This is a genomic window from Bartonella gliris (assembly GCF_045277155.1).
In the GTDB taxonomy this organism is placed as follows: domain Bacteria; phylum Pseudomonadota; class Alphaproteobacteria; order Rhizobiales; family Rhizobiaceae; genus Bartonella; species Bartonella gliris.
In genome coordinates this window covers 753,664-767,385 of sequence record NZ_CP123962.1, presented here as the reverse complement: position 1 = coordinate 767,385, position 13,722 = coordinate 753,664, and the positions used below count along the sequence as shown (strand labels likewise).

The 13,722-nt window shown below is 36.7% G+C and carries 11 protein-coding genes; 4 read left to right on the top strand and 7 right to left on the bottom strand.

Translation table 11 applies throughout. The features are described from left to right. Positions 1-72 precede the first annotated feature (72 nt). The 5 genes from thrC to QHG54_RS03370 form a co-directional block, all read right to left on the bottom strand. Positions 73-1,470 carry a threonine synthase gene (gene thrC, locus QHG54_RS03390; RefSeq protein ID WP_317992962.1) on the bottom strand — a complete coding sequence of 466 codons (1,398 nt, stop codon included), beginning with the start codon at positions 1,468-1,470 and terminating at the stop codon, positions 73-75. A 639-nt stretch (positions 1,471-2,109) separates the two neighbouring features. After that, on the bottom strand, positions 2,110-2,493 hold the full coding sequence (locus QHG54_RS03385) for a hypothetical protein (protein ID WP_317992963.1): 384 nt from the start codon (positions 2,491-2,493) through the stop codon (positions 2,110-2,112). Positions 2,494-2,711: 218 nt separating this feature from the next. After that, the gene (locus QHG54_RS03380; RefSeq protein WP_317992964.1) at positions 2,712-3,068 is read right to left on the bottom strand and encodes a hypothetical protein; all 357 of its coding nucleotides are present in this window, start codon (positions 3,066-3,068) and stop codon (positions 2,712-2,714) included. 177 nt (positions 3,069-3,245) lie between these two features. Further along, positions 3,246-3,593, bottom strand: coding sequence for a hypothetical protein (locus tag QHG54_RS03375; RefSeq protein ID WP_317992965.1), 348 nt, complete (start codon positions 3,591-3,593; stop codon positions 3,246-3,248). Between the two features lie 1,037 nt (positions 3,594-4,630). Then, positions 4,631-5,332 carry an HAD-IA family hydrolase gene (locus QHG54_RS03370; protein WP_317992966.1) on the bottom strand — a complete coding sequence of 234 codons (702 nt, stop codon included), beginning with the start codon at positions 5,330-5,332 and terminating at the stop codon, positions 4,631-4,633. 394 nt (positions 5,333-5,726) lie between these two features. Here QHG54_RS03370 and QHG54_RS03365 point away from each other — a divergent pair, with 394 nt between their 5' ends. After that, a complete protein-coding gene (locus QHG54_RS03365; protein ID WP_396335814.1) occupies positions 5,727-6,815 on the top strand; it encodes a site-specific DNA-methyltransferase in 1,089 nt (362 codons plus the stop codon). 59 nt (positions 6,816-6,874) lie between these two features. Here the strand turns inward: QHG54_RS03365 and mutY are convergent, their stop codons facing one another. Continuing rightward, positions 6,875-7,975 carry an A/G-specific adenine glycosylase gene (mutY, locus tag QHG54_RS03360; protein WP_406604440.1) on the bottom strand — a complete coding sequence of 367 codons (1,101 nt, stop codon included), beginning with the start codon at positions 7,973-7,975 and terminating at the stop codon, positions 6,875-6,877. 163 nt (positions 7,976-8,138) lie between these two features. Here mutY and QHG54_RS03355 point away from each other — a divergent pair, with 163 nt between their 5' ends. The 3 genes from QHG54_RS03355 to ppdK all read left to right on the top strand — a co-directional run bounded on the left by QHG54_RS03355 (position 8,139) and on the right by ppdK (position 12,231). After that, a complete protein-coding gene (locus tag QHG54_RS03355; RefSeq protein ID WP_317992968.1) occupies positions 8,139-8,639 on the top strand; it encodes a DciA family protein in 501 nt (166 codons plus the stop codon). Between the two features lie 85 nt (positions 8,640-8,724). Then, positions 8,725-9,381 (top strand): DsbA family protein, encoded by a 657-nt coding sequence (locus tag QHG54_RS03350; protein ID WP_317992969.1) that lies wholly within the window; start codon positions 8,725-8,727, stop codon positions 9,379-9,381. Positions 9,382-9,564: 183 nt separating this feature from the next. Beyond that, the gene (gene ppdK / locus QHG54_RS03345; protein ID WP_406604439.1) at positions 9,565-12,231 is read left to right on the top strand and encodes a pyruvate, phosphate dikinase; all 2,667 of its coding nucleotides are present in this window, start codon (positions 9,565-9,567) and stop codon (positions 12,229-12,231) included. Between the two features lie 218 nt (positions 12,232-12,449). Here ppdK and QHG54_RS03340 read toward each other — a convergent pair whose 3' ends face one another. After that, positions 12,450-13,265 (bottom strand): peptidoglycan-binding domain-containing protein, encoded by an 816-nt coding sequence (locus QHG54_RS03340; protein ID WP_406604438.1) that lies wholly within the window; start codon positions 13,263-13,265, stop codon positions 12,450-12,452. Positions 13,266-13,722: the final 457 nt, after the last annotated feature.

The window sequence follows — 13,722 nt, the reverse complement described above, 5'->3', positions numbered from 1 at the left end:
TTAAAAAAGCCAATTGCCTCCTTATATGTAAAGGCATTGGAATATTTGTGATTTAAATCAATGCAGCTAATCTTAATAAGATGCATGTGATTTTAAAGAAATATAATCTTTTACTATTTTTTCATCATTAGAAAGACTTGTAAAGTACTCTTTAGATTCCATCAATCCATCTAGGCAAGATGTCCATGGTGGATTAATACCACAGGCATTTTGGATTGCATCAGGAAATTTAGCAGGATGGGCGGTAGCAAGAACGATCATTGGAATATGCGGCTTTTTGTGTTCGCGCGCTACTTTGAGTGCAACAGCTGTATGTGGATCAGCGAGATAGCCACTTTCTTTATAAACGCTGTTAATTGTTTGTGCTGTTTCAGCCATGCTACTTTTTCCAGCACAAAAGAGGGAGCGAATATTTTGAAGCCGTTTTTCATCAAGAGTAAAACGTCCTGATTGTTTCAAGTTTTCCATGGCATTGCGAATCCATACTGGATCACGATTACCACTTTCAAACAGTAAGCGTTCAAAATTAGAAGAAATTTGAATGTCCATAGAAGGTGATGTTGTATGGGTTATAGGTCGTGTTTCGTAAATGCCATTGGTTAATGTTCGTGCAAGGATATCATTATCATTTGTTGCAATGACCAATTGTGCAATGGGTAATCCCATACGGGCAGCGACATAACCTGCAAAAATATCACCGAAATTTCCAGTAGGAACAGTAAATGAGACAGCTCTATCAGGGGCACCTAGGGAAAGTGCGGATGAAAAATAATAAACAATTTGCGCCATGATACGTGCCCAGTTTATAGAGTTAACTCCTGAAAGGGCTCTTTTTTGACGAAAGTTATTGTCATTAAACATTGCTTTGACGAGTGCTTGGCAATCATCAAAATTTCCTTCAATGGCTATGGCATGAACATTATCACTTTGACTGGTGGTCATTTGCCGTTGTTGAATAGGTGATACGCGTCCTTTAGGAAATAAAATAAAAACATCTGAATTTTTTCTTCCAGCAAAGGCTTGTATCGCAGCGCCGCCTGTATCACCTGATGTAGCACCAATAATTGTTGCTCGTTTATTTTGTTTAGTTAAAATATAGTCCATCAACCTAGAAAGAAACTGCATTGCAACATCTTTAAACGCCAAAGTAGGACCGTGAAAAAGTTCAAGGATAAACTCATCCGGACCAATTTGCAGTAACGGGCAGGTTGCTCGATGACGAAAGGTATCATAAGATTCGACAATCATCTTCTCAAAGGATATGTACTCGATTTCACTATTCACAAACGGCCAAAGAATGTTTTTAGCAATTGTCGTATAGGATTGTCCGCGCAGAGCTCGTAATGCATCAGGTGATAATTGAGGAAATTTTTCTGGAAGGTAAAGGCCGCCATCACTGGCCAGACCAGCCATAACCGTTTCGGTAAAGCCTAGAACAGGGGCCTCACCTCTTGTGCTGATATATTTCATGAATCTTTTCTTTCATTTATTTTCGGTGAACTGATGAAGTTGTGTATTTCATGTTTTTAATCATATTTAAATTGTTAAATGAATGGAAGTTTGTTTGCTTATGCTTACAAATAACGGGAAAGCAATGGCGTTGTTTTTTTTGAGTGTGGAGATATAACATAGTGAACATTCAAGATTTTTTGTCATGGTTGAGAGATTTATCGTGGATATTCGTTAGTTGCGTTGATAATTTGTGTTTTGCCTGAATGTTGGAAAGCAAGATAGAAGATGATATTTTGCGAAGTTTTTTGTGCAAAAATTCAATTTCTTATGCCTGTTTTTTTGTATTCTTAATTTATGTAATCAAAGACTCATATAATAATCAAGTTCTTCCAAAACTGACTCGTGTTAGAAAGTTTACCGAGAAATTTTATGGGATTTCGGTAATTATATTATGCATTTGGAGTTATTTTTTCAGTATAAATTATCAATTGTTACACCGGTGGGTATTGTGTGGCTATTGTACTGTATCGTGTAGTTATGGGGGCTTTTAGCAAAGTCATTCATAGAAAGCACAAAAAACATCCCTCCATTTACTTAATGGTGGGATGCAATTGAAACACTATTTCTTTAAGAGAAGAAAAAGTAGCAGAATAATTTTTAATTATTTAACTTTTTCTTTATTTGAACTTTACCTATTGCCCATCCGATTATTCCAGTAATTATGCCTAGAATAGATCCAGTAAAGAAGCCAAAACCCAGAGCTCCTATTGTAGTAAAAAATCCTAGTGTAATAGGCTCAAATACCTTTTCAATTTTTCCTCCAGTGATAGCCTCATTTTCTGATCCATAATTTAAACTTGGAATATAAAGAGCAGCCATATTGATTGCTTTCTTCTTTTCTTGTTTTACTACGGAAACAGAAGCATCCTCTTTTTGAGGGCTGTTTTTTGAAAGATTCGCGTTAACATTTACAATTTGTGAAAGAGAAAAAGTAATCGCTATAAAAGCGCTTAATACATGATTTTTAAACATTTTTACCATAATTTTACCTCAAATGTTTTCTATTATTTAAGCAAATAAGCTAGTAAATGCACTGAGAAAGACGTTAATGTCTAAAGCCGTTTTTGCTCGTGTTTATATGGTTCACTATATGTTTTTAGGAGGGTAAAATAAGCACAGAGTGCAACTATACTTCTTATTTTATATTAAAAATTTTATTCTACAAATTTCCAATATTGGAATGAAAGATTTTTGGGAGATTAGCGTTTTGCGGCTCTTATGATACTAATTAACCATCCTAAGAATAGACCCAAAGCGGTTGATGCATATCCAATTGCCATTCCAAAACCAAAAACCCCTATTGAGATAGGTTCAAGAACCTTTTCAATTTTACCTTCAGGGATAACATTATTTTCCATTTCATTATTTAAACTTGGAAGATAGAAAGCGGCCATATTTATTGCGTTTTTCCCTCCTTGTTCCATTCTGGAAAAAGAACTCTCCTCTCGCTGAGGACCGTTTTTCAAATAATTGGCATTAACAGTCATAACTTGTGAAAGAAAAAAAGCAACGACTATAAAAATATTTAATACGTAGTTTTTAAACACTTTGATCATAATTTTACCTCAAATATTTTTATTTCAATATAAATAAATGACTATATCAGTGTGATTGAGTGACATAGAAGTTGTGATATATTCGTAACCTTTACTCACTTATAGTGAAGGAGGGGGCTTCATTATGGCATCTTCTAAATAGTTAGAAAATACATAATGAAGTTCCCCTATAGAACTTTATTTGAATAAGGATACTATTTGCGTTATCCATCCTATGAATGCTGTTATTGCACTTATTACATGTCCAGCAAGTATCACCCCTATACCTACTGTGAGAGGCTCAAGAACCCTTTCAACTTTTCCTTCAATGGCTGTTTCATTTTTCGCTCCACGATTTAAATCTGTGGTGTGGAAGGTAGTTGTACTGATTGCTTTATTCTCTCCTTGTTTTTCTACGGATACGGAGACAACTTCTTGCTGAAAGTTATTTTTCAAGTAATTTGCATTAACATTTATGACTTGAAAAAGAGAAAAAACAGTCGCTATTATAATACTTAACACATGGTTTTTAAATAATTTTACCATAATTTTTTTACCTCAAATAATTTATATTGTTGAAAAAGATAATCAGCACACTTAAAATACTAAGTGTTATTATCTATTATGTTGTAGAAAAAATATAAATCATAGTGTATTTTTTTGTCAAGTATAAAAATACTTTTTGTTATAATAATACATAAAACGTAGTTATATTTTTTATCCTTTGCAGAAGGAATATATTAAAAATTTTATCGAAAATATAATTATAATAATGTGATAATGAGTTTATAAGAAAGTATAAATACTTTTTATTATTCTTAAGTTGTGTTTTTAAGAGTTTTATTTACGTGATATAGGCAGATATGTGATATTCAGCGTGAGAAGATTCTGATATTAAAGAACAAAATTATTTTGCAATGACAAATTATTAATTATAGAGAGAACAAACACAAATAATTCCATTTTTATCTACTTTATAAGTCTTCTATTCATTCGAATAGAGGGATTATATGGAGGGAATATTCTCTGTTATATGTATTTTAAAAATACATTTAGCTATAAAATGGATTTTATAAATTGTGTTTCACAATCGTGATAGAATAAAATGATGGATGCTCTGTTTGGTACTCAGTATGTAGTAAGAAGGCGATATGAAAATCGTGATGGATTAATTAATAGGTTTTAACAAATCAAATGCTCGATTTATAGATGGTAGTTTATTCATGACGCTGATTGCTATGGGTTTTATGTTCTGAGGATTGTATTTCGATTTTATTCGACTGCTATATGTATTCGTGTCATTATTACCGGAAGCGGAGCATGGTTTGTCCTCAATAGTATCAATTTCAGGTTACGGCATGGATACGAAACGAAATGTATAGTTTTTGTAAAGTAGACAGAACTCCAATTGGATAAATAAAGACTTTATTGGTTATGACAATGGTGTATGCAGCCTATTTATTATACACTACCAATGTATCTGTACCTTAGCTCTTGTAACTGTGTTTTGAATCAAGGTAAGAATTTTTTGGTAAAGGTGTTACTGAAAAATATGTGGGTTGATATCCGTGTAGGATATTTTTTTATGATAAATCTTGCCATACTGTCATTGCCTCCAAGACTTCTAGTAAATGGGCATGTTTGGCGATAGATGTTTCTGCTCCTGCGTCGGCAAGTGCATTAGAGTGGCCAAGATAACTGTGCGATCCTCCAGTGAAACCGATAACGCGCATGCCTGCTGCTGTTGCAGCATGTACACCATGAATAGAATCTTCTATAACAATAGTGTTTGTTGGTTTTGCGTGTAATTGTTGGGCAGCAAAAAGAAAAATATCGGGGGCTGGTTTAGTTTTTTTCGTTCCAACTTCAGGTGCAGAAAATATTTTATCTTTATCATTAAAGAGATCATAGAGATTAACGATGGTGAGCATCTCTTTTATATCTATGCTGGCTGCATTGGAGCAAATACAATAAGGATAGCGAGATTGAATGACTTCTATCGCTTTTCTTATGCCATCAATAGCACGGAGTTCAGTTTTTATTTGTGCCCGAAAAAGATCTGACATTTGATCTATGAGATGGGCAGAAATTGGTTTCCCCGTTTCCTGTTCAACTTTTTTAAGAATATCAAGAAAGATTAGTCCTGCATAACGTTCACTTAATTCTTCGGGTGATATTTCATATCCTATTTGTTTAAGTAATTGAGATCCAATTTTTGCTGCGAGATATTCAGAATCGACCAGAACTCCATCACAATCAAAAATAATGAGATCTATTTGAGGCATGAGATATTCCTTTACGTGTTGCTTACTAGCTTGAGCACTTACCTAAAAATGATATTGAGAAGACTTTATTTCATAAAAATGTGCTGTGAAAATGATTCCTATTGTTTTGATGAAACAAAGGATATGTGATCAGTGCATAGAAGGAAAGGAAAATAAGGATTTATCAGTCAAAATTGCGTTAGTCTTTTTAAAAGAGCAAAAACAAATATAAATTTCGCAGAAACGAGTATCAATTTTAAAGGAGCTTAACGATACATTTACTCTATTTTGTAAATATAGATCGGTAATGCGGGCCTATAATCATTTTGATTATAGGGCAATTTCAGTTCGTTTTGTTGGGTTTTCTATGACAGTTATTCAGCTTCAAAAAGATTTCGTTCATACTCCCTTACAGATGCCATGGCGCAATAAAATCTTCAAGGGAGATTGTGTCGCAGTACTGGAGAAACTTCCCAAACATTCAGTTGATATGATTTTTGCGGATCCTCCTTATAATTTACAATTGGATGGTGCTTTATACCGTCCAGATCATTCGCTTGTTGATGGGGTTGATGATGCATGGGATCAGTTTGAAAGTTTTGCGGCTTATGATGCTTTTACCCGTGCATGGCTGCTTGCTTGTCGTCGTGTATTGAAGCCCAACGGGACAATTTGGGTTATTGGATCTTATCATAATATTTTTCGGGTTGGTACGGCATTACAAGATTTAGGTTTTTGGATGTTGAATGATATCATTTGGCGTAAGAATAATCCCATGCCTAACTTTCGAGGGCGCCGCTTTCAAAATGCTCATGAGACACTTATTTGGGCTGTTCGCGATCAAAAGGATAAAAAGTACACATTTAATTATGATGCCTTAAAAGCTGCGAATGAAGATGTACAAGTGCGTTCAGATTGGCTTTTTCCTCTTTGCACTGGTGCTGAACGTTTGAAAGATGAAACAGGGCGTAAATTACATCCAACACAAAAGCCACAAACATTATTAGCACGTATCATTATGGCTTCTAGTAAACCGGGTGATGTTATTCTTGATCCATTTTTTGGTTCGGGAACCACAGGTGCTGTTGCCAAACTTTTGGGGCGTGATTTTGTCGGTATTGAACGCGAGCAGCATTACATTGATGCAGCGTGTGAGAGGATTGCTGCGGTCAAACCTTTAGACGAACCAGAGTTAGCGATTTTTGATAGAAAAAAAGCAGAACCGCGTGTAGCATTCAGCAGTTTACTTGAGGCAGGCTTACTCCATCCTGGAGAAGTTCTTTATGATCGGAAAAAGCAAGTATCTGCTATTGTAAGAGCTGATGGCACTATAATGTACAGTGGTGAAGCTGGTTCTATTCATGCAATGGGGCGCAAGGCTCAAGATTCGCAAAGCTGTAACGGTTGGACATTTTGGTATTACGAGGAAAATGGTCGGTTGAAGTCAATAAATGATTTAAGAATGATAATACGTTCACAGATGTTAAAAATGGGTGTTTTATAAGAAATGAATCAGTTCGCGCTGCACTGAATATTTTATTTCTTGAGTGAGAAGAGTTATTTTTATTTGAAGGGATTGGGAATTGCTACGGCAATGGCTTTTTTCATAACAGTAGGAAGAGCTTCTTCGGCAAGCCGATGAATATCGCACCACCAGCCGTTTTCACGCTTCATTTCGCGAATACCGCTAATATAGTAAACATCAAGTTTCAGAGAAAAATGGGTAAAAACATGCGTAATTTGCCCTTTGAATTGCCAATCGGCTCTAAAGGGTGCGTTTTGCAGTCCGTTTTGATCATTTATTCCGATATTGTTAGGGATTTGGGTCATTCCACCGAGTAGTTTTTTACCCTGCCGTTTTTCTAGATAAATTTGCCTCTTTTCATTAAGGACAACAAAAGCGCTACCAATTTTTAAGGGGCGTTCTTTTTTAGGGGCTTTGATTGGAAAAGACTCTGTTATTTGCATCTTTTCTGCTTTGCATAAACTTTGAAGAGGACAGAGGTAACAAGATGGTTTGCGTGGTGTACAAATCGTCGCTCCCAGATCCATCATGGCCTGAGCAAAGTCGCCAGGGCGATTTAACGCAATAATTTTTTGTGTTTTTTCTTTAATTTCAGCTTTTGCTTTGGGCAATACTGAGGTGATAGCAAATAAGCGTGTTACAACGCGTTCGACATTACTATCAACAACAGCTACAGGATGGTTAAAAGCAATTGCAGCAATGGCTGCGGCAGTATAGTCTCCAATACCAGAGAGAGTACGCAATGCTTTTTCAGACTGTGGAAATTGTCCTCCGTAGTTTTCAACAAGCTGCCGGGCACAATTTTTAAGGTTACGTGCGCGTGAATAATAGCCAAGGCCAGCCCACGCTTTCAGGATATCATCTTGTGAGGCGTTTGCTAAAGAAGAAAGGTCAGGCCAAAGTTTCAGAAATTTTTTAAAATAAGGCTTAACAGCTTCGACAGTTGTTTGTTGAAGCATAATCTCAGAGAGCCAAACGCGATAGGGATCAGGACGGATGCCTTGCATTTGTTCTTCGGGGGTAATACGCCATGGTAAATGCCTGTGCTTTTTATCGTACCAAGAAAGAAGGCGCGAAGAAATTTCATGCATGATTGTTGTCAACCACAGGAAGATATAAATTGCAAAAGAAAAAACCATTTATTTTGCAATTTATGGTTCGTTTTTGACCATTTATTATAGGACTTCTGGTCAGATAAATATCGATTTTTGCCGATATTTGATTAATTTTTGAGAGTAAGAGGTCTTAGATAAAAGAAAAAACTGTTATAATTGAGTAAATGTTTTGATGATGATTTTAAAAATGAACAGACAATTTCAAAAGCGCCATTTTTATTCTCTTTTTGAGACGGTATCCAAAATTCTTGATCCGGTTTTACGCAAGCGTACCGGACTTAATATGGCACTTATAGAGTATTGGTCACAAATTGTAGGCCATGATATCAGTGAATATGCAATACCACTCAAAATTATTTGGAAACGTTGCGCAGATCAAGATGAAACTTTTCAACCTGCAACACTTGTTGTGGCTTGTGAAGGGTTTGCGGCGTTAAAATTGATGCATGAAACAGATGAATTGCTTCACAGAATTAATATTTTTTTTGGATATGTTGCTGTTGACCGTATCAAGATTGAGCAAAAGCGTGTTTCTATTTTTAACGATCACTTGCCGACGAAGCTGGCTCTGAGTGAAAAAGGCAAAAAATGCGTGGAAAAAATGCTTGAGAGCATTGAAGATAAACGTTTGCGCCAATCACTTTATGAACTTGGCTGTTGCATTTATGCAGAAAAAAATAATAAATAGAACAAGGTATTTTATATATTTTTCGTTAGTATATGAAAGAGTGTTGGTTTCTTATTCGTTTAATAACAACAGAAAAGTATTATTTATGATAAACTGTCGTTCCTTTTTGTCTTTCGTGATAATTTTTTTCCTAATGACAACTGTACAAATTCGTGCAACCACCACTTTAGCTGGTGAAATTAAACCAGTTTCAACTGTTGATATGGATGAACTCCTTCAATCGGGCACGGTTAAGGATAGGGTTGAGGGAGAGGAAAATGCACCAGTCACAATTGTTGAATATGCTTCGTTGACGTGTATTCATTGTGCGCATTTTTATAACGATATATTCCCTGAAATTCGTAAAAAATATATCAAAACAGGAAAAGTGAAATTTATTTTCCGAGATTATGCTTTTGAACCTCGGGCAACAGCAGGCTTTATGTTGGCACGGTGTGCCCCAGAAGATCGCTATTTTCCTTTGATAGAAGTTTTATTTCAGAAACAACAGGAGTGGGCCTTTGCAAAAGACGCTCTAACACCGTTGAAGAAAATTGGCTTAATGGCGGGTTTTACGGATGAAAGTTTTAAGGCTTGCTTGACAAATCAGTCCACTTTAGATGAAGTAAATGCATCTTTTGAGCGTGGTAAAGAGCTTGGTGTCACAGCAACACCAACGTTCTTTATTAATGGTAATAAGTATGAAGGTGCTATGTCATTAGAATCCTTTTGTTCGGTGATTGATAGTTTTCTTAAAAACTAAATCCTTTCTTCAGAAGATGGGTATTGAGATTTGTGGTCGTGCTCTTCTTTTGAGGGGGATCGATTTTATGCATTTTGGGAGCAATATTTTTTTTGATTTAGCCAATTTTGAATTGAAGCATTGCTTTTAATAATTCGCTTGGATCAAATGATATTTTGATGCTGATATGGGAGGATTTGTATAATGACAAAGTGGGTTTATAGTTTTGGTGATGGTAATGCAGAAGGAAGTGCAAGCGAGCGCAATCTTCTCGGTGGCAAAGGGGCTAATTTGGCAGAAATGAGTAATCTTGGTTTGCCTGTACCTCCCGGATTTACTCTTACGACAGAAGTTTGTAATTTTTATTACGCACATGGCAAGTCATATCCAAAAGAATTACAGGAAGTTGTTAAACAAGCGCTTCAGAATATTGGTGAACAAACAGGACGTGAATTTGGTAACGAAAAAAGACCACTTTTACTCTCTGTCCGCTCAGGAGCTCGTGCTTCTATGCCAGGAATGATGGATACCGTACTTAATCTTGGTATGAATGATGAGACTGTGCAAGCAATTGCTTTACAAGCCAATAATGAACGCTTTGCTTATGACAGTTATCGCCGTTTTATCCAAATGTATTCTAATGTTGTTCTGGGATTAGAGCATTCATATTTTGAAAAGATTCTTGATGATGCAAAAATACGCAATGGTTATGCTGTTGATACAGAAATGACAGCTGCTGATTGGAAAGATGTTCTTGTTTCTTATAAAGCATACGTTGAAGAAACGTTAGGGAAACCTTTTCCGCAAGATCCTGAACAACAGTTGTGGGGAGCAATTGGAGCGGTTTTTTCAAGTTGGATGACAGCACGTGCAGTCACTTATCGCCGTTTACATAATATTCCTGAAAGTTGGGGAACAGCAGTGAATGTACAGGCGATGGTGTTTGGCAATATGGGTGAGGATTCGGCAACAGGTGTTGCTTTTACCCGCAATCCATCAACAGGTGAAAAAGAGCTTTATGGTGAATTTTTAGTTAATGCACAGGGTGAAGATGTTGTGGCGGGCATTCGAACTCCTCAGAATATCACAGAAAATGCGCGTATTGTTGCCGGTTCAAATAAACCATCCTTGGAAAAAATCATGCCGGAAGCTTTTTTGAGGTTGTGTCAGATCGCACAGAAACTTGAACAGCATTATCGTGATATGCAAGACCTCGAATTTACAATTGAAAAGGGTAAATTGTGGATGTTGCAGACTCGTTCGGGAAAACGAACGGCACGTGCAGCTCTGAAAATGGCCATTGAAATGGTTGAGGAAGGGTTGATAAGCCGTGAAGAGGCGGTCATGCGAATTGATGCAAAATCGCTAGACCAGCTTCTTCATCCGACACTTGATCCAAAAGCGTCTCGTTTTGTTGTTGCGCGTGGTTTACCTGCTTCTCCGGGGGCAGCAACTGGTGAAATTGTTTTTACTTCGGAAGAGGCAGAAACTGCAGCGAAAGAAGGACGTAAAGTTATTTTGGTACGCATAGAGACAAGTCCAGAAGATATTCATGGTATGCATGCAGCAGAAGGGATTTTAACGACACGTGGTGGTATGACAAGTCACGCTGCTGTTGTCGCGCGTGGTATGGGAAAGCCGTGTATTTCCGGTGCAGGAAGTGTACGGATTGATTATAACACAAACACAATGTTCGCTTCAGGACAAAGCTTTAAAAAAGGCGATACCATTACGATTGATGGTGGGAGTGGAGAAATTTTTAAAGGGAAGGTTGCGATGTTGCAACCTGAACTTTGTGGAGATTTTGCAAAATTGATGGAGTGGGCTGATGGGATGCGGCGTCTCAAAGTTCGCGCCAATGCTGAGACACCGTCTGATGCACGTATGGGGCATTCTTTTGGAGCTGAAGGTATTGGTTTATGCCGTACGGAGCACATGTTTTTTTCTGGAGAGCGTATTGTCGCCATGCGCGAAATGATTTTAAGTAATGATGAAAGCGGGCGTCGTAAAGCGCTGGATAAGCTTTTGCCAATGCAGCGTTCAGATTTTGCTGAATTGTTTGAAATTATGTGTGGTTTGCCTGTTACTATTCGCTTACTAGATCCACCACTCCATGAATTTTTGCCAAAAACCGATGCAGAAATTCTTGATGTTGCAAAGATTATGGGGGTTTCTGCTGAAGTGCTTGCTGAACGCGCGCAGCAGTTGCACGAATTTAATCCTATGCTTGGGTTAAGAGGGTGCCGTTTGGCTATTACTTATCCTGAAATTGTAGAAATGCAGGCACGGGCAATTTTTGAAGCAGCAGCTGCTGCTGCTCAAAAATCTGGATCTCCTGTCATGCTTGAAATTATGGTACCACTTGTTGCACTTAAATCTGAACTCGATTTTGTAAAAACACATATTGATCAGGTAGCTTGTGAAGTGATGAAGGAAAAGGGAAGCACTATTCAATACATGGTTGGGACGATGATTGAGCTTCCAAGGGCTGCTCTTCGAGCAGATGAAATTGCAGAAACCGCAGAATTTTTTTCATTTGGAACAAATGATCTGACACAAACGACTTTTGGTATTTCAAGAGATGATGCCGCGCCCTTTTTAGAAACATATTTTCAAAAAGGACTTTTAGAACAAGATCCTTTTGTATCCATTGACCACGATGGAGTAGGGGAGCTTATTGCCATTGCTGCACGGCGTGGACGCTCAAAGCGTACAAAAATTAAATTGGGAATTTGCGGTGAACATGGAGGCGATCCTGCTTCTATTGCTTTGTGTGAAGAAAATGACTTAGATTATGTTTCATGTTCTCCTTTTCGCGTGCCAATTGCGCGTTTAGCAGCAGCACAGGCAGCAATCGCAAAAAAGACATAAGGATCAAAATATTTTAGGATTCTGTAGTATACTAAATAAATTATTGTGAACTCTTCATTTTCTTCATTAAAGGAAAAAAGAAAATCTCCAAGATATACTATGAGGTGTATGTGTGTATGAAGGCATGTTTTTGATAAGTTTATGAAAAAAAGTATAAGGTGGGATGCCGTCTTTTCTCCATGTTTTGAGTGTTTACTTTATAAGATAAACAATTTTCTTCACTTCAATAAACCAACTTCACGCATTTTCATCAAAACCGTATGATTGATTTTACCCGTTATGGGGAGATCAAACATTTTTTGAAACTGTTTTAAGGCTTCACCCGTCTTTTGATCTTCTACACCTGTGATAATGACCTCTTGATGACCAAAAATACGTAAAGCGTTTTGTACTTGTCTAATATCTGACACAGAAGGCTCTAAAACAGTTTCTTTTGAGCGAAGCAGATCTCTAGTCTTGGTTGTCTCATTTGCCATCTCCATTTCACTACGCTTAATTAATACTGCAATTTCGTCTGTTATGGGGGATGGTAAAACACGGTTTTGCATTCTTTCAGTAGTTTGTTGTTTCCATAGTGCTATGGCACGACGCGTTTTAGGTCCCTCTAAACCATCTAAAGGGCCATCATAAAGCCCTAGTTTTGTGAGTTTCTTTTGCATTTTTAGCGTGCTTTCTGACAGAGAACTCGAAGATAAATTTTTGTGTAAGTGACTCGGAAGTGGTACAGAAGTAACATCCGTATTTTCTTGAATTTTTACTTTTGGGGAAGACAAGATGGAATTTTGTTTTATATTTGGAACGGATGTGAATTTTATTTGAGAAAATAAAGCATTGAATGAAACAAATCCAAAAGTAATGATAAAAAGAAGAGATCCAACGAAAAACAAAGTATTTTTGCGTGTATAGAAATAGAGTAGGCTTGCTATCCAAAAAAGAAAACGACCACTTATAAGAAGAACGTTTATAACAATACTACTATAGTATTTACGCTTTTTTTGGGCTTTTGTTTTGCGTTTCTTTCGTTTTTTTGTCATTATTTTTATTTTTTAATTCCCAATTACGATTGTTGCTTACACGGAAACAAATATAAATTATACATATCTTTAGTCGGAGGAAGATGCACCTACGTTGTTACTCTTCAATCATTCAAGCTATTAAAATAAATAAAATCGCAATATCCACAGTACCATTTTTAAACCAACAATAGCCTTTATCCATTCCTCTCAATCTCATCATTGCAGATAATCATCACATTCTCTATGATCATCTGAATGACAGTTTATGCATCATCTCATTACATCCTTTTTGCATATATATTTGATAGCATTTGAAATTAAGTTGAGACAGCTTATAATGCCGGAAAGTTGATGGCAGTCTCTCTCTCTCAAATGTCTGCATACTTAAACTTACGCTTGCTTGTAGAGGTGTCATTAGCGTAGTTGCTACAATATCGTATCATGGTGCTGATATAAATCCATTCTACTAATATTT

Bases quoted from the DNA above. Each gene is read 5' to 3' on its own strand.
- QHG54_RS03350 (WP_317992969.1), top strand. From the start codon at position 8,725: ATGATAAACTGTCGTTCCTTTTTGTCTTTCGTGATAATTTTTTTCCTA.
- QHG54_RS03370 (WP_317992966.1), bottom strand. From the start codon at position 5,332: ATGCCTCAAATAGATCTCATTATTTTTGATTGTGATGGAGTTCTGGTC.
- QHG54_RS03365 (WP_396335814.1), top strand. From the start codon at position 5,727: ATGCCATGGCGCAATAAAATCTTCAAGGGAGATTGTGTCGCAGTACTG.
- ppdK (WP_406604439.1), top strand. From the start codon at position 9,565: ATGACAAAGTGGGTTTATAGTTTTGGTGATGGTAATGCAGAAGGAAGT.
- QHG54_RS03340 (WP_406604438.1), bottom strand. From the start codon at position 13,265: ATGACAAAAAAACGAAAGAAACGCAAAACAAAAGCCCAAAAAAAGCGT.
- mutY (WP_406604440.1), bottom strand. From the start codon at position 7,975: ATGGTTTTTTCTTTTGCAATTTATATCTTCCTGTGGTTGACAACAATC.
- QHG54_RS03380 (WP_317992964.1), bottom strand. From the start codon at position 3,068: ATGATCAAAGTGTTTAAAAACTACGTATTAAATATTTTTATAGTCGTT.
- thrC (WP_317992962.1), bottom strand. From the start codon at position 1,470: ATGAAATATATCAGCACAAGAGGTGAGGCCCCTGTTCTAGGCTTTACC.
- QHG54_RS03385 (WP_317992963.1), bottom strand. From the start codon at position 2,493: ATGGTAAAAATGTTTAAAAATCATGTATTAAGCGCTTTTATAGCGATT.
- QHG54_RS03375 (WP_317992965.1), bottom strand. From the start codon at position 3,593: ATGGTAAAATTATTTAAAAACCATGTGTTAAGTATTATAATAGCGACT.
- QHG54_RS03355 (WP_317992968.1), top strand. From the start codon at position 8,139: ATGAACAGACAATTTCAAAAGCGCCATTTTTATTCTCTTTTTGAGACG.